We start from the raw sequence: 24,055 nt of genomic DNA, 5'->3' as shown, positions 1-24,055 counted from the left end.
AAAATGCCCGCGGTCTGCGGGCAGGTGGCAAAAAAAAGCCCGCGATACGCGGGCGGAAGCCTGCGGCACGCCATGGGCGCATGCCGCCAGGGGAAAGATGGTTGGCAGTCAGCCGATCACTTGGGCATCACGACCGTGTCGATCACGTGGATCACGCCATTGTCGGCCGCGATATCGGTCTTCGTCACGTTGGCCTTGTCGACCATGACCTTGCCGCCCTTGGCGGTCACGGTCAGGCTGGCACCTTCCACGGTCTTCACCGCGCCGGGCTTCACGTCCGCCGCCATCACCTTGCCCGGCACCACGTGGTAGGTCAGCACTTTGGTGAGCGCGGCCTTGTCCTTCAGCAGCGCATCCAGCTTGGCTTTCGGCACCTTGGCGAACGCTGCGTCGGTCGGCGCGAACACGGTGAACGGGCCCGGGCCCTTCAGCGTATCCACCAAGCCCGCAGCTTCCACCGCGGTGACCAGCGTATTGAACGTGCCGGCAGATTTGGCGGTATCGACGATATCGGCTGCATGTGCTGCGCTGAAAGCCATGCCGAAAGCTGCTGCGAAGAGGATCTTTTTCATTTTTACGCTCCTTGGGTCGAACTATGATTGAACCGCATTAGTGGCGGCGGGTGACGTAAATTTACGGTTCGCACGATTGAATGTACAGGGATTGTCGCGTTATTATGGGGACATTACTGGTTCAAGTGCGGTTCAATTATGGAAAATACTTCTCAACAAGCTTTGTATCGCAGCGGCGTGGCGGCGCGCCTCGCCGGCTTGAGCGTCGAGACGCTGCGCGTGTGGGAGCGCCGCTACGGCGTGTCGGACACGCTGCGCTCCGAGCGCGGCCAGCGCCTGTACACGGCCGGGCAGGTGCGCCGGCTCGGGCTGCTGAAACAACTGGTGGACAATGGCCATCCGATCGGCACGCTGGCCACGTTGCCGCTGGAACGACTGGAAGAGCTGGCGGGCGTGCGTGGCGATAACGGCGCCGTGCCACTGGCACTGGTGCGAGTGGCGCTCGTCGGGGAAACCCTGGCGCGGCGGATTGCCGCCACGGGCAATGGCCTGGAAGTGCAGCGGGTCGTCGCGCGCCTCGATGGCGATCTCGCCCCGTTGCAGGGCGCATCGGTGGACGTGCTGCTGGTGGAGCTGCCAGAACCCGACGAGACGATGGTGCCGCTGGTGGCCGCGGCGCGCGAGGCGGCAGGTGCCGCGGCGGTGGTGGTGCTGTACCGTTTCTGCGCCAGCGCCACGATCCGCGCGTTGCGCGCACAGGATTGCATGGTCGTGCGCATGCCGTCCGAGCTGGGTGAACTGGCGCAGCTGTGCCGTGCGGCGCTGGCGGGGCGGCAGTTGCCGTCCGTCGACCGCCCCGCCGGCATAGTCCCGGCGGTGCGTTTCGACGAAGCCGCGCTGGCCACGATCACCGCGGCGGGCAACCGTATCGCATGCGAATGCCCGCGCCACCTGTCCGACCTGTTGCTGATGGTGGGCAGCTTCGAGCGCTACAGCGCGCAATGCGTATCGCGCAGCGCGGCCGATGCGCAGCTGCACCGCGAACTGGGCCACGCCGCCGGCCTGGCGCGCAGCGTGCTCGAGACGGCGATGGAGCGGCTCGTGGTGGCGGAAGGCTTGCCGATGCCGGCACTGATTCCGCGGCGCTGATCTCTCTCCCGATTCCCGGGTGACTTTCCGGCGCGTGTCGGCTGCGCGCCACTACGTCACCTTACGTATGTCCTTCCGCTTCCCGGTTGGTGATGATGCAACCACAACATCACAAACTGAAAGGGAAGCGCATGAAAGGGACCTCCGCGATCTGCACGGGTGTGCTGCTGGCCACCACGTCGCTGCTGGCCCACGCCGGCGCCACGATTCCATTCGGCGAAGATAAATCCGTCAGCGTGGGATTCGGCATGCGCGGCAGCTACTCGAACGTCGAGAACGGCGCGCCGGACGGCTCGCACGGCAACGACTTCAACCTGGACAGCGCCCGTATCTTCCTGGGCGCCTCGCTGAACAAGAACATCAAGGGCATGTTCAACACCGAGTGGGACGGCGACCGCATCCGCGTGCTGGATGCGGCCGCGCAGTTCGCCATTTCCCCGGAGCTGAACGTGTGGGCCGGCCGGCTGCTGTCGCCGAGCGACCGCGCCAACATGGCCGGGCCGTACTACTCGCTGGGCGGCGGCTACTGGGCCGGCGTGGCGTCGCGCTACGGCTACAACGGCGGCATCTTCCGCGGCCGGGATGACGGCGTCGTCGTCTGGGGCAATGTTGCCGGCGGCAAGCTGGGCTACTCGTTCGGGGCGTTCGAAGGCCACACGTTCGGTATCGGTTCGCTGACGGACGACCAGGCCAGGGCAGCCGGGATCAAGGCATCCGACAAGCCGATGTACGCGGGCCGCCTGCAATACGATTTCTGGGACGCCGAACCGGGCTACTACGGCACGGGCACCTACCTGGGCAGCAAGGACATCCTCGCCATCGGCGTGGCCGGCCGCCAGCAGAAAGACGGCGTGCTGACCACGGGCGGCATCGGCGACTACCAATCCTGGAACGTCGACTTCCTGCTCGAGAAGCGCCTCGGTACCGGCGGCGCCGTCTCCGTCGAAGCGGCTTATTACGACTACGACACCGGTGACGTCATCTTGTCCGAGCAGGGCAAGGCCTGGTCGGCCGGCGCCGGCTACATCTTCCCGATCGCCCGCGGCAGCCTGCAACCCTATGTGCGCTACCAGAAATTCGACGCCGACACCGGCATCGACACGCGCCAGGAAGACGTGGGCGTGAACTGGATCCTCGACGGCTACAACGCCCAGATCGGCGCGGTGTACTCGCGCACCAAGGTCACCCGGGCCGCGGACCAGTCGCGCTTCGTCGTCGCCCTCCAGCTCCAGTATTGAGCTCCAGTATTGAGCTCCAGTACTGAGCTCCAGCATTGATCACCACCATCCAAAGATGAGGACTACCATGCAAACCCGCCGCCATTTCGTTACCTCCATCGCCGCCGCAGCAGCCCTGTGCGCCGCCGGCCTGCCAGCCCACGCCGCCGACACGATCAAGGTCGGCATCCTGCACTCGCTGTCCGGCACGATGGCGATCTCGGAAACGTCGCTGAAGGACGTCGCCCTGATGACCATCGACGAGATCAACGCCAAGGGCGGCGTGATGGGCAAGAAGCTCGAAGCGGTCGTCGTCGACCCGGCCTCGAACTGGCCGCTGTTCGCGGAAAAGGCGCGCCAGCTCGTTTCCCGCGACAAGGTGGCCGCGGTGTTCGGCTGCTGGACGTCGGTATCGCGCAAGTCCGTGCTGCCGGTCTTCAAGGAAACCAACAGCCTGCTGTTCTACCCGGTGCAGTATGAAGGCGAGGAACTGGAGAAGAACGTGTTCTACACCGGCGCGGCGCCGAACCAGCAGGCGATTCCCGCCGTCGAATACCTGATGAGCAAGGATGGCGGCGGCGCCAAGCGCTTCGTGCTGCTCGGCACCGATTACGTGTATCCGCGCACGACGAACAAGATCCTGCGCGCCTTCCTGAAATCGAAGGGCGTGAAGGACAGCGATATCCAGGAAATCTACACGCCTTTCGGCCACTCGGATTACCAGACCATCGTCGCCAACATCAAGAAATTCGCCGCCGGCGGCAAGACGGCCGTGGTCTCCACGATCAACGGCGACTCGAACGTGCCGTTCTACAAGGAGCTGGGCAACGCCGGCCTGAAGGCGACCGACGTGCCGGTGGTGGCGTTCTCCGTGGGCGAGGAAGAATTGCGCGGCGTGGACACGAAGCCGCTGCTGGGCCACCTGGCGGCCTGGAACTACTTCGAATCCGTGAAGAATCCTTCCAACGCCGCGTTCGTGAAAAAGTGGAAAGCGTATGCCACGGCGAAGAAGCTGCCGAACGCCGCCACGGCCGTCACCAACGACCCGATGGAAGCGACCTATGTGGGCATCCACATGTGGGCGCAGGCCGTGGAAAAGGCCAAGTCCACCGATACCGACAAGGTGATCGCGGCGATGGCCGGCCAGACCTTCAAGGCGCCTTCCGGCTACACGCTGACGATGGACATGACGAATCACCACCTGCACAAGCCGGTGATGATCGGCGAGATCAAGAGCGACGGGCAGTTCTCGGTGGTGTGGAAGACCAAGGAGCCGGTGCGCGCGCAGCCCTGGAGCCCGTTCATCCAGGGGAATGAAGGGAAGCAGAAGCTGTAAGGCTTGACTCCCCGGCAGCCTTGACAAGACCCACCGGCAAAGGCCGGGGTCGGACCCGGCGGGTCTGGCCCCGGGGTTTGCATCCAGGGTGGCTCCTGGCTTTCCCAGCCCTTTCCGACCGAGACTCCAACATGGCGCATTTCTTCCGAACTATCGCTGCGCTGCTGGTGCTGGGCTTTTCAGCCTTGTCAGCCCACGCAGCCATCGACCCCACGCTCCTGAACCCCCTGGCGGGCGACGACCCCGATGCCCGCATCGAAGCCGTCGCCCGCATCGCCGCACTGGCGAACGACGATGCCCGCAAGGTGCTGCAGGCGCTGAAGGATGACAGCCTGTACGCGACGCCGGCAGGCGACGTGCTGGTCGTCACCGACGACAGCGCATGGAACCCGGCGACAGGCGCCACCGGCCCCATGCCGGAAGGGATCGACGGCGTGGTCGTCAACAACCGTCTGCGCGGTGCGGTCGATGGCGCGCTGTCCGGCATGGCGCTGCTGTCGCCGGACCTGGACAAACGCCGTGCCGCCGCAAGGGGCTTGCTGGAGCGCGGCGTGGAGCCGGAGCAACTGCCGCTCGTTGAAAAAGCGCTGGCCGTGGAAAAGGATGCGGAGATCAAGGCCACGCTGCAGTCGGCCAAGGCGGTGGCCGACCTGCAGTCGCCCGACACGGCCGTGCGCAAGGCCGCCGTGATCGCGCTGGCCGATACCGGCACCGCATCGCTGCGACCGCCGCTGCAGGCGATGCTGGGAAAGAACGCCGATGGCAGCTACGCGGAACCGGATGGTGACCTGCGCCTTGCCGCGGCCAACACGCTCAATGCGATCGACGGCCGCGTGTCGCGCGCCGAATTCGTCGGCAACCTGTTCTACGGCCTGTCGCTGGGCAGCGTGCTGCTGCTGGCGGCGCTGGGCCTGGCGATCACGTTCGGCCTGATGGGCATCATCAACATGGCGCACGGCGAGCTGCTGATGATCGGTGCCTACACCACGTACCTCGTGCAGGCGGCATTCCGCCAGTACTTCCCGGATGCGCTGGACTGGTACCTGGCCGCCGCGCTGCCGTGCGCATTCTTCGTGGCGTTCGCCGTCGGCGTGCTGCTGGAGCGCACCGTGATCCGCTGGCTGTATGGCCGCCCGCTGGAAACGCTGCTGGCCACGTGGGGCATCAGCCTGATCCTGATGCAGGCGGTGCGCACCGTATTCGGCGCGCAGAACGTGGAAGTGGCGAATCCGTCGTGGATGGCCGGCGGCGTCACCGTGCTCGGTTCGCTGGTGCTGCCTTACAGCCGCATCGCGATCATCGTCTTCGCCGCCCTTGTCGTTGCCGCCGTATGGCTGATCCTCAACAAGACGCGCCTCGGCCTGTTCGTGCGCGCCGTGATGCAGAACCGCCGCATGGCCGATTGCGTGGGCGTGCCCACCAGCCGCATCGACATGATGACGTTCGGCCTGGGCTCCGGCATCGCCGGCCTGGGCGGCGTGGCGCTCTCGCAGATCGGCAACGTGGGGCCGGACCTGGGGCAGGCCTACATCATCGATTCGTTCATGGTGGTGGTGCTGGGCGGCGTGGGCCAGCTGGCCGGCACCGTGATCGGCGCGCTGGGCCTTGGCGAAATCAACAAGTTCCTGGAACCCGTGGCCGGTGCCGTGCTCGGCAAGATCGCGATCCTCGTCTTCATCATCATCTTCATCCAGCGCCGGCCGCAAGGCATGTTCGCGCTGAAGGGAAGGAGCGTCGAATGAAACGCACCAGTTTATTCTCCAGGCGCGCGTGGACCGCGCTGGCCGCCGTCACCGTGGTGGCCGCCATGCTGCCGCTGCTGAACCTCGTGTTCCCGGCCGGGCATGCGCTGCACGTGTCGGGCTATGCGATGGGCCTCGTGGCCAAGTTCATGTGCTTCGCGCTGGCCGCGCTGGCGCTGGACCTCGTGTGGGGCTATACCGGCATCCTGTCGCTGGGCCATGGCCTGTTCTTCGCGCTGGGCGGCTATGCGCACGGCATGTACCTGATGCGCGCGATCGGCCGCGACGGCGTCTACCAGCGCAGCCTGCCGGATTTCATGGTGTTCCTCGACTGGAAGGAGTACCCGTGGTACTGGGCCATGACGGACAACTTCTGGTACTGCATGCTGCTGGTGGTGCTGGTGCCGGGCGTGCTGGCCTTCGTGTTCGGCTATTTCGCCTTCCGCTCGCGGATCAAGGGCGTGTACTTCTCGATCATCACCCAGGCGCTCACGTATGCGGCGATGCTGCTGTTCTTCCGCAACGACACGGGCTTCGGCGGGAATAACGGGTTCACGGACTTCAAGCGTATCCTCGGCTTCGACATCACGGCGCCCGGCACCCGCGCAGTGCTCTACATCGTCACGCTCGCATTCCTCGTGGGCTCCCTGCTGCTGTGCCGGTGGATCGTCACTTCGCGCCTGGGCCGCGTGCTGCAGGGCGTGCGGGACTCGGAATCGCGGCTGATGTTCATCGGCTACGACCCGCTGTGGTTCAAGCTGTTCGTGTGGACCCTGTCCGCCGTGCTGTGCGGGATCGCCGGCGCGCTGTACGTGCCGCAGGTGGGCATCATCAATCCGTCGGAAATGTCGGCCGCCAACTCGATCGAGATGGTGGTGTGGGTGGCGATCGGCGGGCGCGGCACGCTCGTCGGCCCGATCATCGGCGCATTCACCGTCAACGGCCTGAAAAGCTGGTTCACGGCCACGTTCCCCGACCTGTGGCTGTTCGCCCTGGGCCTGCTGTTCATCCTCGTCACGCTGTTCATGCGCAAGGGCGTCCTCGGCCTGTTTGAAAAGCTGCAAGGCATCGGGCGCAAGGCACCCGTCGACGCGCCGGTCACGGAAAAAACAAAGGAGGCGGCATGACATTGGAAACAAGTACGCTGAAACGGGAAGGGCTCGATACCACGCACGGCGCGATCCTGTACCTGAACGACATCACCGTATCGTTCGACGGGTTCAGGGCCATCAACAAGCTCAATCTCGACATCTCGGTGGGCGAGCTGCGCTGCATCATCGGCCCGAACGGCGCCGGCAAGACGACGATGATGGACGTCATCACGGGCAAGACGCGGCCGACTTCCGGCAGCGCCTTCTTCGGCCAGAACTACGACCTGGCAACGATGACGGAATACGAGATCGCCCACGCCGGCATCGGCCGCAAGTTCCAGCGCCCCACGGTGTTCGAACAGCATACGGTATTCGAGAACCTGGAACTGGCGATGAAGATGGACAAGCGCGTGCGCCCCACGCTGTTTGCCCGGCTCACGTCCGAGCAGGAGGACAGGATCGCGGCGACCCTGCGGCTGATCCGCCTGAACGGCCAGGAAGACCGGCTGGCCGGGCTGCTGTCGCACGGCCAGAAGCAGTGGCTGGAAATCGGCATGCTGCTGATGCAGGAACCGCAGCTGATCCTGCTCGACGAACCGGTCGCTGGCATGAGCGACGCGGAAACGGCGCGCACCGCCGAGCTGCTGAATGAACTGCGCGGCAAGCACTCGATCATGGTCGTCGAACACGACATGGGGTTCGTCACCGAGATCGCCCAGCAGGGCAAGGTCACCGTGCTGCATGAAGGTTCGGTGCTGGCCGAAGGCCGCATGGACCAGGTGCAGGCCGACGAACGCGTGATCGACGTATATCTTGGACGATAAGCGGGAAGGTAAAAATATGCTGCAGGTCGAACATGTGAACCAGTACTATGGATCGTCGCACACCCTGCGCGGCGTGTCGCTGGCGGTGGAGAAGGGCCAGTGCATGGCGCTGCTGGGCCGCAACGGCGTCGGCAAGACCACGCTGCTGAAATGCCTGATGGGCGTGCTGCCCGTCGCGCATGGCAAGGTGAGCTGGAATGGGCGCGACATCACGAAGCTGAAACCCCACCAGCGGGCGAAGGCGGGCATCGCCTACGTGCCGCAGGGCCGCGAGATCTTCGCGAGGCTTACCGTGGAAGAAAACCTGACCATGGGAATGGCGACGCTGTCGTCGCGCGAGGCTTCCGTCATCAGCGGCGAAGTGTACGAACTGTTTCCCGTGCTGAAGGAAATGAAGCACCGGCGCGGCGGCGACCTGTCCGGCGGGCAGCAGCAGCAACTGGCGATCGCCCGGGCGATGCTGCAAAAGCCGGGGCTGATCATCCTGGACGAGCCGACCGAGGGGATCCAGCCATCGATCATCAAGGATATCGGGCGTGTGATCCGGCTGCTGCGCGAGCGGGGCGATATCGGCATCCTGCTGTGCGAGCAGTATTTCGACTTCGCGCACGAGCTGGCGGACAAGTTCGTCGTCATGTCGCGCGGGGAGGTCGTGGCCAGCGGCGATGCGGCGGAGATGGGCTCCGAGCATGTGCGGCGACACCTGGCGGTTTGAAATTCGATGCTGCTGATGACGCCTGCGACGCTGACGCATAGCTGGTTAATGCTGCCGTCGCGCCTGCTGTTAGCTTCGTAAGCACACAAGTCTATCAACGTCTCGGTATCAGCTGCCTGACCAGATCACCTCAACGGTGCTGCCTGCGGTCAGAGTTATAAAAGCCACACCGCTTTTAGAAAGGCGAAGTGCTGCCGCCCGCATATTCCCGGCGTAATCAGGTTGGGCGAGCAAGCTCCCAATCTCTCTTCCAACCCTGGTAAACGCAATATGGTTCCATACGGTCTTGGAGCCGTGCAAAAAATGCACGTTGAGGAAAGTCCTCCCAGCACTCATGGGTGTCCATATTGCGGACTCCTGCACGACAGGAATAAACGGAGGAAGAAATTGGGCGGTAGCGGACGGTGCAATCAAGCCGGCTTCGCTCAGCCGCTTCTATCTGGCAAATCCTTCACCGCGATGCCACTCTTCGCTGTGATCAACGGCTTCCCCTACGCTTCTTGACCAAGCGATTTGGAAATCCGTTGCAATTGCTTGGTCTAGTTCACTTAAAGTGCGGAGTGTAGTCAAGCAAAAGGCCCCTGGGCGGAAGATTTGGCCAGCCAAGATGCGGCCAAAAAGATCACGCAGACGATCGGAAGAAGCGTCTTCAGCAAAACGCATGAAGCTGTTCATCCAGTCGTCGTCCGGTGGCGTAGCCGCAGTACCATTAGACGTCGAGGCTTCCTGTGCTAGATGTGCAGCGGCACTTTGCGCAACAGATATTCGGTTATTTACCTTCCGTACGATGCTGGGCACATAAAACTTCCACTGCGGCCTGCATCAAGAGAGGATCCTTGCGTACCTCTTCAGCTGTAGCCATCGCCAAGCTTGCAGCGACTGTGGATCTTCCTACTGTAGTATCTTCGATCCCTTGCGCTTTCTGTCGGAGCCACGCAGCTGGGACTGCGGTGAGCCCCCCAAGCAGATCGCTTGCAGCCTTAAGGAAAGAGGTCTTAACGGGCATGGGTAGATTGTCGAGCGCCGCGTCTACTATGGCCAGACCTGTATCCTGTTCGTTCATTTCTGATCACCTCTTTGTTTCATGTCCGAGAAATTGGCGCTTCACGCGCGCACCTCGTCCAACAGTTCCGGATGACGCTCCAGCAGCTTGAGCAGCTTGACCGTAGAAACGGGAGGCTGCACCTTGCCCGTTTCATAGCGGGAGAATGCATTGACGCCGCCACCAAAAATCTCGCCAGCCTCGCGCTGGCCCAAACCCAGTTTTTTACGCATCGCCAGGATATACAGCGGGTCGACCTGCACGCCGTCCACCTTACGGCGAAAATCTGCGATCGCCTTGCCGTACAGATCTCCTGCTTCACGGGTGAAGACGATCTCTCCACATGCACCGCAGTAGTTTCCTTCCAGCGCTGGAACGATAGTGGTCTGGTCCTTGTAGGTATAGGACACGTCGCGGGTGTCATGCACCGGGGACGACGCTCCGCATTCGGGGCAATTTTTCATCTTCACAGCTCCTTGAACGAAACAATCAACACATCATCGATAACGGTCAGTTTGACATAGAGCGGGATGCCTTCAGGTGTTCTGCCGTGCCATACATCCTGCCACGTTCTGTGATCCGCATGGGTCGTCATGCTCTTGTAAAAATCCTGGCGGGTTAGTGCTTTCACTACCTTGCACATGCCTGCCAGATCGTCGATCCCTACTTCAACTGCGCCACGAAAGGCGCTATTGGTGGCGCGGACTTTGTTGGCTTCGATAAGCAAGTTGACCTTCGCCAAGGGACAGTGTGGAGTGCGTTTTTCCATGTCGAGAAGCATAACCTATATGGTCGAAAATAACCATATAGGTTATTTTGCATTTTAGACTATTTTGTAGTGACTAGCTCGTCGATCTCGTCCAATTGGACAAACCACAAGAGAAGACGCGATAGCAATTTGGGTTCGCTTCGTTCTGGCAGCGGAAAACCCACCAGAGGAACCGACAGACAGCCTAGCGGAGAATCAGTGCATGAGCTGACGACGGTCAGGAAAGTGCGGCAGGTGACCCCAGGTGGCGTAGCCCAGTTAGGAACGATTTTGGTCGGAGAGGTGATATGAAAGCAATAAGGACAGCGCGGCACGTGCGAGGCTGCGTCGCAGTGGCGGCCGACTTGGTTAAATTGGCCTTTTACGCGATACGAGGAGGGCGAGATTGGGTGGAAAAGGCAGACTGGTGAGACGGTGACTGGAGTGCCGATCGGAAGCAGCTGCAGTGCCTGTTGCTGCCTGTGTCATCGCGCATTTTGGGTTCGCTACTGCCTGTATAGCCGGAGCCTTGCACCAGCCACCCGGGGGCGCATATTTGCGTCTTCCAGCAGGTGACGTGGACAGCATGACCATGCTTACACCGAAACCGTCTCCACTGCCGGCGCGCTGGCCCGCATGCGGTTCAGCGCCAGCGCGGCGGCGGCCGTGCGCGTCTCGACGCCCAGCTTGTGGAACACGTGCTCGAGGTGCTTGTTGACGGTGCGCGGGCTGGTGCCGAGGATGTCGCCGATATCCTTGTTGGTCTTGCCCATCATGACCCAGTGCAGCACCTCGGATTCGCGCTGCGTGAGCTTCAGCAGGGCCATCAGGGCCTGCACGCGCGCGGTATCGGATTCCTCGCGCAGCGCAATCATCCATTGTTCGCTGCCCAGGTCCGCGACCGTGAACACGAGCCGTGTGGCGCCGCGAATGACCGTCAGCGGCATGTGCTTGTCGCCCGCGAGCCAGGCGCCGAGTACCGCCGGCGTGGCATCGGCGGGTTCGAAATACTGCGCCATCCACTGCCTTGCCAGGGGCGTCTGCCAAACGATGCGGCCGTTGTGCGGCGTGACGGCCAGCATCGCGTTACCGAACGCGTCGAGCGCACTGCGCGCCTGGTTCATCAGCCGCGCCGTTTGCAGGTGGGCACCGATGCGCGCCAGCACCTCGCTCTGGCGCACCGGCTTCGTTACGTAGTCGGTGCCGCCGGCATCGAAAGCGGCCACCACGTGCTCGGGTTCCGTGAGCCCCGTCATGAAGACGATCGGGATCGCCCGCGTGACCATGTCGGCGCGCAGGCGGCGGCACACTTCGAAGCCGTCCATGCCGGGCATCATTGCATCGAGCAGGATGATGTCCGGCACGAGGTGCCGGGCACGTTCCAGCGCGGCCTGGCCGTTGTTGGCGACGAGGACGGTAAAACCCGCTTCGTCGAGCGCGTCGTGCAGCACGGCCAGGTTCTCCGGCACGTCGTCGACGATCAATACGACGTGGCTGGCATGGCGGGTGGTGGGTTTATCTGACATGGTGTTCTCCCTGTTCCAGGAATCGTGACATCGCCTCCAGGTCGAAGCGGGCGGCGTGGCCGCGCATCGCCGCGACGAAGGCGTCGTAATCGGGGCCGAGCGCGGCGATGTCGTCCAGCATGGTGCGGATGCCGCGCACGTAGCCGGACGCGATCTGTTCGCGCAGTGCGTCCAGCTCGGCGGCGGGCGGCAGCCGCATCGGCGGCGGTGCGGCCGCCGGGGACGGGGCCGGTGCTGGCGCATGCGCGATCCATTCGAGCCCGAGGCGCCGGCCGATGCGGTCCAGCAGTTCGGCCACGTTGACCGGCTTGACGATGAAATCCTCGGCGGCGATGCCGGCCGGGTTGTCCAGCGCCTTGTCGTACGCATTGGCCGACACGATCAGGATCGGCACGGGCGAACGGTGCTCGTGGCGGATGACGCGGCTCGCTTCCCACCCGTCGATGCCGGGCATCGCCAGGTCCATCAGGATCAGGTCCGGCGCGAATGCCCGGTAGCGTTCCAGGCACTCGTGGCCGGACTGCGCCTGCGCCGTTTCAAAGCCCAGCGGCGCCAGGATGTTGACCAGCAGTTCGCGGTCGACCTGTTCGTTGTCGACGACGAGGATCCTGCGCCGTGCGCCCGTATAGCCGACCGGGGCGGGGCCGCGCGCGGTGGCCGGCGTGGCGCCATGCACGCGGGGCAGGCGCAGCAGGATGCGGAACGTGCTGCCGGTACCGGGCGTGCTGTCGAGCGTCAATTCGCCGCCCATCATCTGCGTGAGCATCTTACTGATCGGCAGGCCCAGGCCGGTACCGGGTGCTGCGCCGGGACCGTTGGCCGCGCTGCCGCGCGAGAACGGTTCGAAGATGCGCTCGGCTTCGTCGGGCAGGATGCCGGGGCCCGTGTCTTCGATGTGGAACGTGGCAAGGTCGCGCGTGTGGCGCACGCGGAACGTGACGGTGCCGTGCCCCGTGAACTTCACGGCGTTGCCGAGGATGTTGATGAGGATCTGGCCCAGCCGCTTGCGGTCGGCCCGTACGACCAGGGGTAGTTCGCCAGCCGGCTCGTAGCGGAAGGCCAGCCCCTTGGCGGCGGCCTGCTGTTCGAACATGCGCACCAGCTGGCCGATGAAGTCGTGGAAATCGAGTTCGCGGATGTCGAAGCTGAACTTGCCGCCTTCGATGCGGGCGATGTCCAGCGTGCCTTCGATCAGGGACAGCAGGTGTTCGCCGCTGCCGCGGATGACGCGGATCGCGCCCTGCCGGTGCGCGGGCATCGCGGGATCGTTGTCCAGCAATTGCGCGTAGCCGAGGATGCTGTTGAGCGGCGTGCGGATCTCGTGGCTGATGCCGGCGATGTAGCGGCTCTTGGCCTGGTTCGCCGCGTCGGCCTGCTTTTTCGCCAGCTGCAGCGCGGCGTCCGTGCGGCCATGCAGCTCGATCTCGCGCTGCAGCAGGCTCGTTTGCCGGTTCGATTCCTCCTGGGCCACGCGCCGGCTGGCACCCGTCAGCACGAGCCACCACGCGACGATGCCGCTGACCAGCAGCAGCGCGGCGAAGATCTTCAGGTAGGCCAGCCGCAACGCGGGCAGCAGCGCGGCGCCGGCTGCGCCCAGCGCATTCTGTTCGTGCACGTACAACAGGCCGAGCAGGGCGCCCGTGAACAGCACCGTCACCATCATCAGCACCAGGTAGTGGCCGAGCCCGCTCGTCATGTAGGGCCACATCGATGCCGGCAGCAGCTTCTTCATCGCGCCCTCCCACTGGTGCGCGAAGCGCGCATGCGGCTTGCAGGCATCGTCGCAGCGGGCATCGAGGCAGCAGCACAGCGAGCAGATCGGCCCCTGGTAGGCGGGGCAGTGCGCCATGTCTTCCGTTTCGTACTCCTTTTCGCAGATGCAGCACACCTTCGTCACCGAATCGCCCCAACCGTGCGCGGGGCGCGACAGGTAATAGCGGCCGCGCGTGGCCCAGGCGATCAGCGGCGACGCGACGAGCGCCGTACCGAGAGCAATGAAGGCGGAAAACGCTTGCGCCTGCGCCCCGAACAGGCCGGTGAACGCGGCGATGGACAGCATCGAAGCAAGCAGCATGGCGCCCACGCCGACCGGGTTGATGTCGTACAGGTAGGCGCGGCGAAATTCGATGCCCGGCGGAGAAAGGCCCAGCGGCTTGTTGATGACGAGGTCCGCCACGACCGCCGTGATCCATGCGATGGCGATGTTCGAGTACAGGCCGAGCACCCGGTCCAGCGCCTGGAACACATCGAGTTCCATCAGCAGCACGGCGATCAGCGCATTGAACACGGCCCACACCACGCGGCCCGGGTGGCTGTGCGTGAGGCGCGCGAAGAAGTTCGACCACGCCAGCGAACCGGCATAGGCATTGGTCATGTTGATCTTCACCTGCGAGATGATGACGAACAGCGCGGTGGCCAGCACGGCCAGCGTGGGGTTGGCGAACACTTCGGAAAAGCCCGCGAGGTACATGCGGTTCGGGTTCACCGCCTCGGCCAGCGAAGCGCCGCCCTTGATCGCCAGCAGCGCGAGCAGGGCGCCGCCCAGCATTTTCAGCATGCCGAGCACGATCCAGCCCGGCCCGGCGGCCAGCACGCCCAGGTGCCAGCGCCAGCGGTTTTCCCTGGTCTGCTCCGGCATGAAGCGCAGGAAGTCGACCTGTTCGCCGATCTGCGTGATCAATGCCACGCCCACGGCCGTGGCGGCACCGAACATCAGCATGTTGAAGCCGCCATTGGCCGGCGATTGCCCGGTGAAGCGTGCCAGTTCGCCCACGAGCTCAGGCTGCTTGTGCAGGATGGCGATGAACGGCAGCGCCAGCAGCACCAGCCAGACGGGCTGGCTGATCATCTGGATGCGGCTGATCAGCGTGACCCCATGCGTGACGAGCGGGATCACGACCAGCGCGCTGGCCAGGTAGCCGAGATACAGCGGCAGGTGGAAATACAGCTCCAGCGCATAGGCCATGATCGCCGCTTCCAGCGCGAACAGGATGAACGTGAACGACGCATACACGAACGATGAGATGGTCGAGCCGATGTAGCCGAAACCGGCGCCGCGCGTGAGCAGGTCCATGTCCACGCCGTGGCGGGCCGCGTAATAGCTGATCGGCAGGCCGGTAAGAAAAATGATCAGGCCCACGGTGAGGATCGCCCAGAACGCGTTGACAAAGCCGTAGTTGACGGCGATGGTGCCGCCGATTGCTTCGAGCACGAGGAACGAGATCGCACCGAATGCCGTGTTCGACACCCGGAACACCGACCATTTGCGGAACGACCGTGGCGTGTAGCGCAGCGCGTAATCCTCGATCGTTTCGTCCGCTACCCACGTGTTGTAGTCGCGGCGGATCTTGATGATGCGCTGTGGCGGCTCGCTCTCGGCGTGCGTGCTGTGTTTTGGTGCGGCGGTCGTCATCGGGCGGCTTGGGTGCCCCATTTTAGGGCGGCAGGAGGCCTGCGTGCCGGAATGGCACGCGTCGGGGACTCATAACTATCTGATATGCAAGAACTTTGCCCGCTCAGCCATTGCACGATTCGAGTGAGTATTCGATTGAAATTAGCTCATCCACAAGCGTAGAATGGCCGACCGCCGTTCAATTCAGTTCTTGTGGGAAAAAGCAATGTATAGAAAGAATCCCATCCTGCATGAGCTGGCAAACCGGCCAGTGCAGCGCGCTTCCTGGGCCGGCCCGTACGCGGTCCTGCTGCGCATGCTGGTCATCGGACTGGCTGTGCTGTCGGTGTCGCGCATCGGGCTGATGGCATGGCAGTGGCCGCGCGTAGCGGCCGAGGGCATTCCCGTGCAGATGCTGCTGCAGGGTGTACGCGCCGACCTGATCCTGCTCGGTTACCTGCTGGCGATCCCCTTGCTGCTGGCACCGCTGCTGGCCTACCGCCCGCTGGCCGCACTGTGGAGGGGTTTGACATTGACATGGGCAACGGTAGCGCTGGTGTTCGTGGTGTTCATGGAACTGTCCACGCCGCAGTTCGTGATGCAGTACGACGTGCGCCCGAACCGCCTGTTCGTCGAATACCTGTCCGATCCCGTCGAGGTGTGCGCCACACTGTGGAACGGCTTCCGCACCGCCGTGCTGCTCGGCATGGCAGGCACGGTGGTGCTGGGCGTGGCGATTTACCGCTTGCTGCGCGCGGCTGCAGGAGGGGTGGCGATGTGGCCAGTGAAAAAGCTGCTGCTGACCTGGCCGCTGATCGTGCTTGCCGTCGCCATGCAGATCCGCTCCACCACTGCCCACCGCCCGGCCAACGCGGCGCTGTTCGCGCTGACGAGCGATGCGATGGTCAATTCCCTGATCATCAATTCGCCGTGGTCGGTGCTGGAAGGCGTGGCATCGATGATGGAAGAAAAAACGTCGTCGGAAATCTATGGCGACATGGACCGCGTACGCGTGCTGGCCGAAGTAAAGGCAGCGCCATGGCTGCGCGGCTACCGGTTCACGAATCCGGCGCTGCCCACGCTGCACTACCAGGAACCGGCGATCCGCCGCGAACGGCCGTTGAACCTGGTGATCGTGCTGGAAGAAAGCCTGGGCGCCACGTTCGTGAAATCGCTGGGTGGCCTGCCGCTGACACCCGAGCTGGAAAAGTTGAAAGGCGAGGGCTGGTGGTTCGAGCAACTCTACGCGACCGGCACCCGCTCGGTGCGCGGCATCGAGGCGGTAGTGGCGGGTTATGCGCCCACGCCGGCGCGCAGCGTGGTCAAGCTGTCACTGTCGCAAACGAATTTCTACACGCTGGCGGCCGGGCTGGGGCAGCAGGGCTACCACACGGAATTCGTGTACGGCGGCGAGGCGCATTTCGACAATATGCGCAGCTTCTTCACCGGCAACGGCTTCCAGAAGATCGTCGACCGCAAGCAGATGAAGCCGAAGTTCACCGGCAGCTGGGGCGCATCCGACGAAGACCTGTTCGACAAGTCGCTCGAGCGCCTGAACGTGCTGCATGCGCAGGGCAAGCCATTCTTCAGCCTGATCTTCACGTCGTCGAACCACGAACCGTTCGAGTACCCGGACGGGAAAATCGCCCGGCACGACACCGACAAGCAGACGGTCAACAATGCCGTCAAATACGCCGACTTCGCGCTTGGCAAATTCATCGCGGCGGCGAAGCGCGAGGCCTACTGGAAGGATACGGTGTTCCTGATCGTGGCCGACCATGACAACCGCGTGTACGGCAACGCGCTCGTGCCGGTCAAGAAATTCCACATCCCCGGCCTGATCCTGGGCGCGGACATCACGCCGAAGCGCATCGCCACGATGGCCAGCCAGGTCGACCTGGGTCCCACGCTGCTGTCGCTGATGGGCGTGGCCAGCGAGCACCCGATGATCGGCCGCGACCTGGTGCGAGACAGCACCTCGCCGGGGCGCGCGCTCCTGCAGTTCAACAATTACTTTGCCTACCTGGAAGGCAGCAGCGCCACGATCCTGCGCCCCTCCGGCAGCCCGCTGCTGGGCCGTTACGACACCGCGACCGGGGCGTTCGACAGCGATGCCGGCACGCCGACGCAGGCGCAGGTGGACCGGGCGATGGCGCACGTGATGCTGCCTTCGCTGATGTACCGGGAAGGCGTGTACCGGTTGCCAGCCGTGTTGGCCAAATAAACGCAGCTCGGTACACTCGCCCTCATCACAGCGATGGCGAGGTGCAGGTGCGCTATATGGATTTCAGTTCCTGGCAGGCGGTGCTGACGACGTTTCTCGGGCTGGCGGTATTTACACTGGTGGGCGTGGGCATCCGCGTGCTGATGATGCAAACGGTGCAGCAGCGCCGCGAACGGATGAATCGCCAGATCAACGAGCGGCTGAAGACACTGATCGCTGCCTATCGCACGCTGGGCGGTTCGTTCACGGGCGAGCTGACCGTGGACCCGACACACCTGCGCGACCTGGCGGCGGACGATCCCCGCAGCGCTTCCGACCGCGCGCGGCGCATTCGCGATGCCGTGGAGGCGGCGCTGGCGGATATCCTGCTGCTCGGCACCGAGGAGCATTGCCGGCTGGCGGGGCAGGCCGCGGCCGACATGGCGGCGGGCCGGCCGATCCACACGGCGGAGCTGGTGGTCGCGCTGCGCGACTTCATCCGCGAGGCGCTCGACCTGGGGCCGGTGCCGGCGGGCGTGCCGATTCCGCTGCAGGGGCCGACGCGCTCGCAGGGCAGTGGGGCGCGCGGCAACAGGGGCGAGGCCGGCAAGGGCGGCGGCAAGGGTAACGAGGGGAGCGGTGGCGCCGATGGCGGCACTGGTGGTGCAGGTCCTGGCATCGGCTTCGGCCACAAGGCCGATCCCGACGCCGGCTAGCCGGACAATTCAAGAGGATGCGCGTGCAAGAGGATGCGCGCGCTGCCGATGCGGGCGCGCCAGGCGCCCGCGGGAGACCCACCAGATTATTCCTGCTTGTCCTTCAGCGCCTGCAACTGCTCGCGCAGCTGGGGGCCGTTGAAGTGCGTGTAGTCCTTGTTGAATTCGGACTTGATCAGGTCCTTCAGGTTCGAATCGATGTTCGAGCGAAGCGTGCCCAGGAACTGCGGCGACGCGGAGATGACCAGTTGCCCGAAGCGGCCTTCCTCCTTCGCCTTGAGCAGGTAAGCGGAGATATCCTTGGCGAAGCGGTCGGCTTCCTGCTCGGCAGGCGTGACGGCCGGCTGGTACTGCTTGTTGGGCGCGCCGGAATTGGCATTGTGCGCGATGCCGGGAGCCTGGTTGCCGCTGCCGATATTGTGGCTGCTCTTGGCGGCGGCCGTGGGGCCTGCCTGGTCGGTAACGACGTCGGAGATGCTCTGCTTGGCGCCGGGGCTGACCATGTCTTCGATTTCCTGCAGCGGCTCGGTCAAGGTGGCTTGTTCGAAGATTCGTGCGCGGCCAGCATTGGCCGTGATAATCCAGGTTGGTTTCATCTTGTCCCTATCTGAGTGATCGTGAATAGAGCGTTCCCGTGGCGATATCGCTCGCGATATGGCTCGCGGAAACGGACGTGTGTGCCATGAGATCCGAATGCCCGCCGCGCGGGCCGGGAATGCCGGAAGCTGCTGGCTGTCCGGTCATGGCAAGGCCAGTATAGCCCCGGTGCCGGAACCCCGGCGCACCAACGCGGGGCTGGGAGCCGGCGCACCGCCCAACGGTCGCCCAACGGCCGGGCTACGGCCGCGGTGAACCTGCCGTGCGCGCACCGCCGCCCAACTTGCGCAGAATGACCCGTTCTCGAACCAACAGGAGGGCATATGGCAAACGAGCAAAAAGGCGGGCAGAACGAGGGCGGCCAGGTTTCCGGCAACTCGTCGCAAAGGGCGACCAACCAGGATACGCTGGCCGAGCAGGGCGCCCGGCCGGTAACGGGACAGTCGGCGCCGGCACCGGCAGGCGCGCAAGTGGTGGGCGCCGCCGGCGGCACGGATGCGTCGGCCGCGGCGCAGCAGTCGGGTAATTCCGGCCCGGGCGGCGAGGGCCTGCGCGGCGAGGGTGTCGACGCGGCCGGCATGCCGGGCACGCCCGGCGGCACCGAGTCCGCCGACCGGATGCGGCCGGCCGTGGACGCCGCGGCGGCAGGGGGAACCGGGCTGGGCGAGGCGGCCAGCGGCGAGGATACGCGCACCGGCACGGGGACGTCGTCGGGGCATGGCACGCCGCCGGGTGGTGGGCAGCAGCCCTGAATGGACCGGCCAATAAAACGCCACCCGAAGGTGTAATGCCGTTCAGTTAAGCCGACGTGGCCATTCGAGGTGGTGCTAGCGTGCCTGGTGTCGGACATTTTTTCCGGGGGCTTCATCCGGAAAATGTGTCGGACACCGGTTCTCGGCTCAGGAAATCAGCAACCTCATGCGAAAACCGGTCGGTCCGCCGCAGCGGTCGGACACCAAGAAGCCGGTGTCCGACACCAGTGCGCTAACGTCGCGGACTGCATCGAATTCCGTTAACTGAACGGCATTACACCCAAAGGTGGCGTTTTGCTTTCAATGCCCGGCGGTTAGATCACGCCCTGCGCCAGCATCGCATCGGCGACCTTGACGAAGCCGGCGATGTTGGCGCCGTCCACGTAGCTCACGGTGCCGTCCGGGCGAGCGCCGTACTTCAGGCAGGCGGCGTGGATGCCCTGCATGATCTGCAGCAGGCGGCCGTCGACTTCCTCGCGCGGCCAGCTGATGCGCTCGGCGTTCTGGCTCATCTCCAGGCCCGACGTGGCGACGCCGCCCGCGTTACTGGCCTTGCCCGGCGCGTACAGCACGCCGGCGGCCTCGAACGCCTTGGCCGCCTCGATCGTCGACGGCATGTTCGCGCCTTCGGCCACGCACAGCACGCCGTTCCTGATCAGGGTGGCGGCATCGTCCGCATCCAGCTCGTTCTGCGTGGCGCATGGCAGTGCCACGTCCACCGGGACGTGCCATGGACGCACGCCCGCTTCGAAGCGGCTGCCGGTGCGCTCGGCGTAATCGCTGACGCGGCCATACAGGTGGTTCTTCACTTCCATCAGCGTCGCCAGCTTTTCCGGCGTGAACCCTTCCTCGTCGATCACGGTGCCGGTCGAGTCGGACACGGTGATGACCCGGGCGCCCAGTTCCATCGCCTTTTCGATGGCGTATTGCGCCACGTTGCCCGAACCGGACACGCTGACACGCAAGCCTTCGAACGTGCGGCCGCGCGTCTTGAGCATCTCATCGGCGAAGTACACGGTGCCGTAGCCGGTGGCTTCGGGGCGGATCAGCGAACCGCCGAAGCTCAGGCCCTTGCCGGTGAACACGCAGTCGGCCCGGTTGCTCAGCTTTTTCATCATGCCGGCCATGTAGCCCACCTCGCGGCCGCCGACACCGATATCGCCGGCCGGCACGTCCGTGTCCGATCCGACATGGCGGAACAGCTCGCTAACGAACGCCTGGCAGAAGCGCATCACTTCGCCCGGGCTCTTGCCCTTCGGGTCGAAATCGGAACCGCCCTTGCCGCCGCCCATCGGCAGCGTCGTCAGCGCATTCTTGAACGTCTGCTCGAACGCCAGGAATTTCAGCACGGACAGGGTAACGGAAGGATGGAAGCGCAGGCCGCCCTTGTAGGGGCCGATCGCCATGCTGTGCTGGATACGGTAGCCGCGGTTGACCTGCACCTGGCCCTGGTCATCCACCCACGAAACGCGGAACATGACGACCCGCTCGGGCTCGACCAGGCGGTCCAGCAAGCCCTGTTCGGCATATTTCGGATGTTGTTCGATGAAGGGCCACAGGCTTTCCATCACTTCGGTAACGGCCTGCAAGAATTCGGGCTGGCCAGGATTGCGGTCGGCAACGTGTTGCAGGAACTGGTGTACGGAGGCGTATTTCATATGAATTCCAAGAACGAAAGGCGTCGATGCGGAGAAACGGCGGAGAGGCGGCCCGAAGTTGGTGCAGTTGCGCACCATATTCGTGCATTGCAATCCGATAATAACAAATAAAGATGATTCGGCAAAAGGCGTGACGGCGAAATTTTCGTGGGCAAAGCCGACCGAATCATCGATATGATTGCCAGGAAGCCATTGCTGTATGCGCTGGTGTCACCGGTATAAGTGCCAGAATGACATCGCTGCATGCGCTGTTGCCATGACACGCTTCCGTCCGGCGAAGGATTGTCAGGTAGTGGCAGGTTGCTGTGCCATGGGGGGCGAAACGCGGCCGTTTCTGCTTTCATCCGGGTTTCCATCGGACGAGACTGAGCAATGGGTTAACATACCGGCTTCCCTCACTGCTCACATGCACAATGAAACGCAACCGCATTCTTGTCGCAACTGTGGGCCTCGCCATCGGTGCGCTGGCATGGGGCGTAGTACAGCATCTGCGAGGGCCGGCCCTGGCCGGCTACGAAGTGACGGCGCAGCCGCTGGTGCAGACCGTGGTGGCGACTGGCCGCGTGGCAGCGTTGTCCAGCGCGCAGGTCGGCAGCGAGGTGACCGGCGTGGTTGTCGAACGGCGCGTGCGTGAAGGCGACATGGTGCAGCCTGGCGATGTGCTGGCCGTGTTGCGCGCCGACGAGCTCGAGGCAGCGGTACGCGAGGCACAAGCCGCGCTGGCCCAGTTGCAGCAATCGACCCGGCCCCAGGCGCAGGCCGGCCTGCGCGAGGCACAGGCAAGGCTGGCGCAGGCCAGCCGCGAGGCCACGCGCCGCCGCGATCTTTTCCAGCAGCAGATGATCACCCGCGAAACGATGGAGCAGGCGGTACAGGCGGAAACGGTTGCCCGGACGGCGGTCGAGCAGGCGCAACTGACCGTGCGCTCGCTGGTGGCCGGCAATCCTGGCGAAACGGCGGCACGCGCCCGGGTGGCCAGCGCGACAGCCCAGCTGGCGAAAACCACCATCCGCGCCCAGGTCGCCGGAACCGTGCTGACCCGCAACGCCGAGCCGGGCGACCTGGTGCAGCCCGGACGGGTCCTGTTCGACATCGCCCGCAGCGGCGACACCGAGATCGTGGTGCCGCTGGATGAAAAAAACCTGGAAGTGCTTGCCATCGGCCAGAAGGCCATGTGCATTGCCGACGCCTATCCCGGGCGGCCGTTTCCTGCCAAGGTCGGTTTCATCGCCCCTGGCGTCGATCCGCAGCGCGGAACAGTCGACGTGCGTTTCGCGGTCGCTCCGGTCCCCGGGTTTCTTCGACAAGGCATGACTGTTTCCGTTAATGTGGAAACGGGCCGGCGCGACCGCGCCATCGTCCTGCCCAACGACGCCTTGGCCATGGCGGATGGCAACCACGCGACGGTATGGCTGGTTGCCGATGGCCGTGCCGTGCGCCGCCCTGTACAGCTCGGCCTGCGTGGCCTTGACCGGACGGAAGTGACGGCCGGGTTGCGGCAGGGGGACCGCGTGGTGGCTGATGCGCAGGCCGCGTTGAAGCAGGGGGACCGCGTACGCATCGTGCCCGCCGCCTTGACGGCGGACTCGGCCTCACGCAAGGAACTTCCGGTCAAGCTGGACTGACGCCATGTGGATCCATTGGACCATCGCCACCAGGTTCCTGCGCGAGGGCAGGGCGCAGAGTACCCTGATCCTGGTCGGCATCGCCGTGGGCGTCGCGGTGATCGTTTTCCTCACGGCGCTGATTACGGGACTGCAGGGCAACATCATCAACCGTACCCTGGGTACCCAGGCCCATATCAAGGTACAGCCTCCCGAGGAGCGCAACCGCATCCTGCCCCCTGCGCCGGGAAGCATGCAGCTGCTGCTCGAGAGCAAACGCACCCAGCGCCTGCGATCGATCAACAACTGGCAGCAGGTGCGCGATGTGCTCGACACGATGCCGGGCGTCACGGCCGTGTCGCCGCTGATCTCGGGACCGGCATTCGCGCGCCGCGGCGAGTCGCTCGCATCGGTGGCGCTGGTCGGCATCGATGCACAGCGCTACCTGCGCATCATTCCGGTCCAGGAAGACATCGTGGCCGGCGTGTTCCGCATCGGTGCCGGCGACACGGTGATCGGCAAGCAGCTGGCGACCGACCTCGGCATGCGTGTCGGCGACAAGCTGCGCCTGGACGGAGGGCAGGGACGGGAGAGCGTGGTGAACGTGGCCGGTATCTTCGAGCTGGGTGTCCGCGAGCTCGATGCCCGCTATGTGTACCTGGACATGAAGCAGGCGCAGTCCCTGCTCGACCTGCCCGGTGCGGCGACCGTCATCGACGTGACCGTAAGGGACATTTTCGATGCGCAGTCCATCGCCCAGCGTATCGCCCGCCTCACGGGGCTGAAGGCGGAAAGCTGGATGGAAACCAACAGCCAGCTGATGAACGCCTTGCGCTCGCAGAGCCTCTCCACGCGGATGATCAGCGCTTTCGTGGCATTGAGCGTGGCGCTGGGGATTGCCAGCGTGCTGTCGGTGAGCGTGGTCCAGCGCACCCGTGAGATCGGCATCCTGCGCGCGATGGGGACGACGCGCGAACAGATGCTGGGTGTCTTCCTGGTGCAGGGTGCCCTCCTGGGTCTGGCCGGTTCGCTGCTCGGCGCCATGGCGGGATATGGCCTGGTGGGCGCTTTCAACACCTTCGGGCCAAAGCTGTTCTACATTCCGGTCGATCCATGGCTGCCGGTGGCCGCGGCCGGCCTGGCGACGGTCACCGGCATCCTGTCGGCAGCCGTGCCGGCGCGCCGCGCCGCGTCGCTCGATCCGGTGGAGGCGATACGCCATGTCTGAGCAC

General features: G+C 64.5%; 21 protein-coding genes. 12 read left to right on the top strand and 9 right to left on the bottom strand.

Features of this window, described 5'->3' with window-relative positions; genetic code table 11:
* Nucleotides 1–116: 116 nt before the first annotated feature.
* Nucleotides 117–572: a fasciclin domain-containing protein gene (locus tag ACY65G_RS16585; protein ID WP_464998427.1), complete on the bottom strand. Its 456-nt coding sequence runs from the start codon at nt 570–572 to the stop codon at nt 117–119.
* Between the two features lie 138 nt (nt 573–710).
* On the opposite strand from ACY65G_RS16585, the gene ACY65G_RS16580 reads away from it, so the two are divergent.
* The 7 genes from ACY65G_RS16580 (at nt 711) to urtE (ending at nt 8,586) form a co-directional block, all read left to right on the top strand.
* Entirely contained in the window at nt 711–1,661 is a 951-nt protein-coding gene (locus ACY65G_RS16580; protein ID WP_464998426.1) for a MerR family transcriptional regulator, read from the top strand.
* A gap of 131 nt (nt 1,662–1,792) precedes the next feature.
* Nucleotides 1,793–2,899, top strand: coding sequence for a porin (locus ACY65G_RS16575; RefSeq protein WP_464998425.1), 1,107 nt, complete (start codon nt 1,793–1,795; stop codon nt 2,897–2,899).
* Between the two features lie 67 nt (nt 2,900–2,966).
* Nucleotides 2,967–4,214: an urea ABC transporter substrate-binding protein gene (urtA, locus tag ACY65G_RS16570; protein WP_464998424.1), complete on the top strand. Its 1,248-nt coding sequence runs from the start codon at nt 2,967–2,969 to the stop codon at nt 4,212–4,214.
* A 131-nt stretch (nt 4,215–4,345) separates the two neighbouring features.
* Complete coding sequence (gene urtB / locus ACY65G_RS16565; protein ID WP_464998423.1) at nt 4,346–5,956, top strand: urea ABC transporter permease subunit UrtB; 1,611 nt, start codon at nt 4,346–4,348, stop codon at nt 5,954–5,956.
* Nucleotides 5,953–7,083 carry an urea ABC transporter permease subunit UrtC gene (gene urtC, locus ACY65G_RS16560; RefSeq protein ID WP_464998422.1) on the top strand — a complete coding sequence of 377 codons (1,131 nt, stop codon included), beginning with the start codon at nt 5,953–5,955 and terminating at the stop codon, nt 7,081–7,083. The genes urtB and urtC overlap by 4 nt, the downstream gene beginning before the upstream one ends.
* A complete protein-coding gene (gene urtD, locus ACY65G_RS16555; RefSeq protein ID WP_464998421.1) occupies nt 7,080–7,871 on the top strand; it encodes an urea ABC transporter ATP-binding protein UrtD in 792 nt (263 codons plus the stop codon). Before urtC ends, urtD begins: the two co-directional genes overlap by 4 nt.
* A 16-nt stretch (nt 7,872–7,887) precedes the next feature.
* Nucleotides 7,888–8,586: an urea ABC transporter ATP-binding subunit UrtE gene (urtE, locus tag ACY65G_RS16550; protein WP_464998420.1), complete on the top strand. Its 699-nt coding sequence runs from the start codon at nt 7,888–7,890 to the stop codon at nt 8,584–8,586.
* Between the two features lie 435 nt (nt 8,587–9,021).
* Here the strand turns inward: urtE and ACY65G_RS16545 are convergent, their stop codons facing one another.
* From ACY65G_RS16545 to ACY65G_RS16520, 6 genes are all read right to left on the bottom strand, one after another.
* The gene (locus ACY65G_RS16545; protein ID WP_464998419.1) at nt 9,022–9,384 is read right to left on the bottom strand and encodes a DUF2806 domain-containing protein; all 363 of its coding nucleotides are present in this window, start codon (nt 9,382–9,384) and stop codon (nt 9,022–9,024) included.
* Nucleotides 9,356–9,649, bottom strand: a complete 294-nt coding sequence (locus tag ACY65G_RS16540; protein ID WP_464998717.1) for a hypothetical protein — start codon at nt 9,647–9,649, stop codon at nt 9,356–9,358. Before ACY65G_RS16540 ends, ACY65G_RS16545 begins: the two co-directional genes overlap by 29 nt.
* Before the next feature lie 41 nt (nt 9,650–9,690).
* Complete coding sequence (locus ACY65G_RS16535; protein WP_464998418.1) at nt 9,691–10,092, bottom strand: type II TA system antitoxin MqsA family protein; 402 nt, start codon at nt 10,090–10,092, stop codon at nt 9,691–9,693.
* A gap of 2 nt (nt 10,093–10,094) precedes the next feature.
* A complete protein-coding gene (locus tag ACY65G_RS16530) occupies nt 10,095–10,397 on the bottom strand; it encodes a type II toxin-antitoxin system MqsR family toxin (protein WP_464998417.1) in 303 nt (100 codons plus the stop codon).
* 575 nt (nt 10,398–10,972) lie between these two features.
* The gene (locus ACY65G_RS16525) at nt 10,973–11,902 is read right to left on the bottom strand and encodes a response regulator (protein ID WP_464998416.1); all 930 of its coding nucleotides are present in this window, start codon (nt 11,900–11,902) and stop codon (nt 10,973–10,975) included.
* Nucleotides 11,892–15,314 (bottom strand): hybrid sensor histidine kinase/response regulator, encoded by a 3,423-nt coding sequence (locus ACY65G_RS16520; RefSeq protein ID WP_464998415.1) that lies wholly within the window; start codon nt 15,312–15,314, stop codon nt 11,892–11,894. Before ACY65G_RS16520 ends, ACY65G_RS16525 begins: the two co-directional genes overlap by 11 nt.
* A gap of 205 nt (nt 15,315–15,519) precedes the next feature.
* Here ACY65G_RS16520 and ACY65G_RS16515 point away from each other — a divergent pair, with 205 nt between their 5' ends.
* Complete coding sequence (locus ACY65G_RS16515) at nt 15,520–17,517, top strand: LTA synthase family protein (RefSeq protein ID WP_464998414.1); 1,998 nt, start codon at nt 15,520–15,522, stop codon at nt 17,515–17,517.
* Nucleotides 17,518–17,573: 56 nt separating this feature from the next.
* The gene (locus tag ACY65G_RS16510) at nt 17,574–18,212 is read left to right on the top strand and encodes a hypothetical protein (protein ID WP_464998413.1); all 639 of its coding nucleotides are present in this window, start codon (nt 17,574–17,576) and stop codon (nt 18,210–18,212) included.
* 86 nt (nt 18,213–18,298) lie between these two features.
* Here ACY65G_RS16510 and ACY65G_RS16505 read toward each other — a convergent pair whose 3' ends face one another.
* Nucleotides 18,299–18,808 (bottom strand): host attachment protein, encoded by a 510-nt coding sequence (locus ACY65G_RS16505; RefSeq protein ID WP_464998412.1) that lies wholly within the window; start codon nt 18,806–18,808, stop codon nt 18,299–18,301.
* Between the two features lie 324 nt (nt 18,809–19,132).
* Here ACY65G_RS16505 and ACY65G_RS16500 point away from each other — a divergent pair, with 324 nt between their 5' ends.
* Nucleotides 19,133–19,561: a hypothetical protein gene (locus tag ACY65G_RS16500; protein ID WP_464998411.1), complete on the top strand. Its 429-nt coding sequence runs from the start codon at nt 19,133–19,135 to the stop codon at nt 19,559–19,561.
* Nucleotides 19,562–19,875: 314 nt separating this feature from the next.
* On the opposite strand, the gene gdhA is transcribed toward ACY65G_RS16500, so the two are convergent.
* Nucleotides 19,876–21,219, bottom strand: a complete 1,344-nt coding sequence (gene gdhA, locus ACY65G_RS16495; protein WP_464998410.1) for an NADP-specific glutamate dehydrogenase — start codon at nt 21,217–21,219, stop codon at nt 19,876–19,878.
* A 413-nt stretch (nt 21,220–21,632) separates the two neighbouring features.
* Here gdhA and ACY65G_RS16490 point away from each other — a divergent pair, with 413 nt between their 5' ends.
* Nucleotides 21,633–22,844 carry an efflux RND transporter periplasmic adaptor subunit gene (locus ACY65G_RS16490; protein ID WP_464998409.1) on the top strand — a complete coding sequence of 404 codons (1,212 nt, stop codon included), beginning with the start codon at nt 21,633–21,635 and terminating at the stop codon, nt 22,842–22,844.
* 4 nt (nt 22,845–22,848) lie between these two features.
* Nucleotides 22,849–24,051: an ABC transporter permease gene (locus ACY65G_RS16485; RefSeq protein WP_464998408.1), complete on the top strand. Its 1,203-nt coding sequence runs from the start codon at nt 22,849–22,851 to the stop codon at nt 24,049–24,051.
* Nucleotides 24,052–24,055: the final 4 nt, after the last annotated feature.

Source organism: Pseudoduganella sp. jia 12 (assembly GCF_055502675.1).
This window is presented reverse-complemented; position numbering and strand designations above follow the sequence as displayed.

Excerpts from the sequence above, each read along its gene's own strand:
- ACY65G_RS16500 (WP_464998411.1), top strand. The coding sequence starts at position 19,133 with ATGGCAAACGAGCAAAAAGGCGGGCAGAACGAGGGCGGCCAGGTTTCC.
- ACY65G_RS16485 (WP_464998408.1), top strand. The coding sequence starts at position 22,849 with ATGTGGATCCATTGGACCATCGCCACCAGGTTCCTGCGCGAGGGCAGG.
- ACY65G_RS16535 (WP_464998418.1), bottom strand. The coding sequence starts at position 10,092 with ATGAAAAATTGCCCCGAATGCGGAGCGTCGTCCCCGGTGCATGACACC.
- ACY65G_RS16510 (WP_464998413.1), top strand. The coding sequence starts at position 17,574 with ATGGATTTCAGTTCCTGGCAGGCGGTGCTGACGACGTTTCTCGGGCTG.
- ACY65G_RS16520 (WP_464998415.1), bottom strand. The coding sequence starts at position 15,314 with ATGACGACCGCCGCACCAAAACACAGCACGCACGCCGAGAGCGAGCCG.
- urtB (WP_464998423.1), top strand. The coding sequence starts at position 4,346 with ATGGCGCATTTCTTCCGAACTATCGCTGCGCTGCTGGTGCTGGGCTTT.
- urtD (WP_464998421.1), top strand. The coding sequence starts at position 7,080 with ATGACATTGGAAACAAGTACGCTGAAACGGGAAGGGCTCGATACCACG.
- ACY65G_RS16575 (WP_464998425.1), top strand. The coding sequence starts at position 1,793 with ATGAAAGGGACCTCCGCGATCTGCACGGGTGTGCTGCTGGCCACCACG.
- ACY65G_RS16580 (WP_464998426.1), top strand. The coding sequence starts at position 711 with ATGGAAAATACTTCTCAACAAGCTTTGTATCGCAGCGGCGTGGCGGCG.
- ACY65G_RS16585 (WP_464998427.1), bottom strand. The coding sequence starts at position 572 with ATGAAAAAGATCCTCTTCGCAGCAGCTTTCGGCATGGCTTTCAGCGCA.
- urtA (WP_464998424.1), top strand. The coding sequence starts at position 2,967 with ATGCAAACCCGCCGCCATTTCGTTACCTCCATCGCCGCCGCAGCAGCC.
- ACY65G_RS16540 (WP_464998717.1), bottom strand. The coding sequence starts at position 9,649 with ATGAACGAACAGGATACAGGTCTGGCCATAGTAGACGCGGCGCTCGAC.
- ACY65G_RS16525 (WP_464998416.1), bottom strand. The coding sequence starts at position 11,902 with ATGTCAGATAAACCCACCACCCGCCATGCCAGCCACGTCGTATTGATC.
- ACY65G_RS16530 (WP_464998417.1), bottom strand. The coding sequence starts at position 10,397 with ATGGAAAAACGCACTCCACACTGTCCCTTGGCGAAGGTCAACTTGCTT.
- ACY65G_RS16505 (WP_464998412.1), bottom strand. The coding sequence starts at position 18,808 with ATGAAACCAACCTGGATTATCACGGCCAATGCTGGCCGCGCACGAATC.
- ACY65G_RS16490 (WP_464998409.1), top strand. The coding sequence starts at position 21,633 with ATGAAACGCAACCGCATTCTTGTCGCAACTGTGGGCCTCGCCATCGGT.
- ACY65G_RS16515 (WP_464998414.1), top strand. The coding sequence starts at position 15,520 with ATGTATAGAAAGAATCCCATCCTGCATGAGCTGGCAAACCGGCCAGTG.
- gdhA (WP_464998410.1), bottom strand. The coding sequence starts at position 21,219 with ATGAAATACGCCTCCGTACACCAGTTCCTGCAACACGTTGCCGACCGC.
- urtC (WP_464998422.1), top strand. The coding sequence starts at position 5,953 with ATGAAACGCACCAGTTTATTCTCCAGGCGCGCGTGGACCGCGCTGGCC.
- urtE (WP_464998420.1), top strand. The coding sequence starts at position 7,888 with ATGCTGCAGGTCGAACATGTGAACCAGTACTATGGATCGTCGCACACC.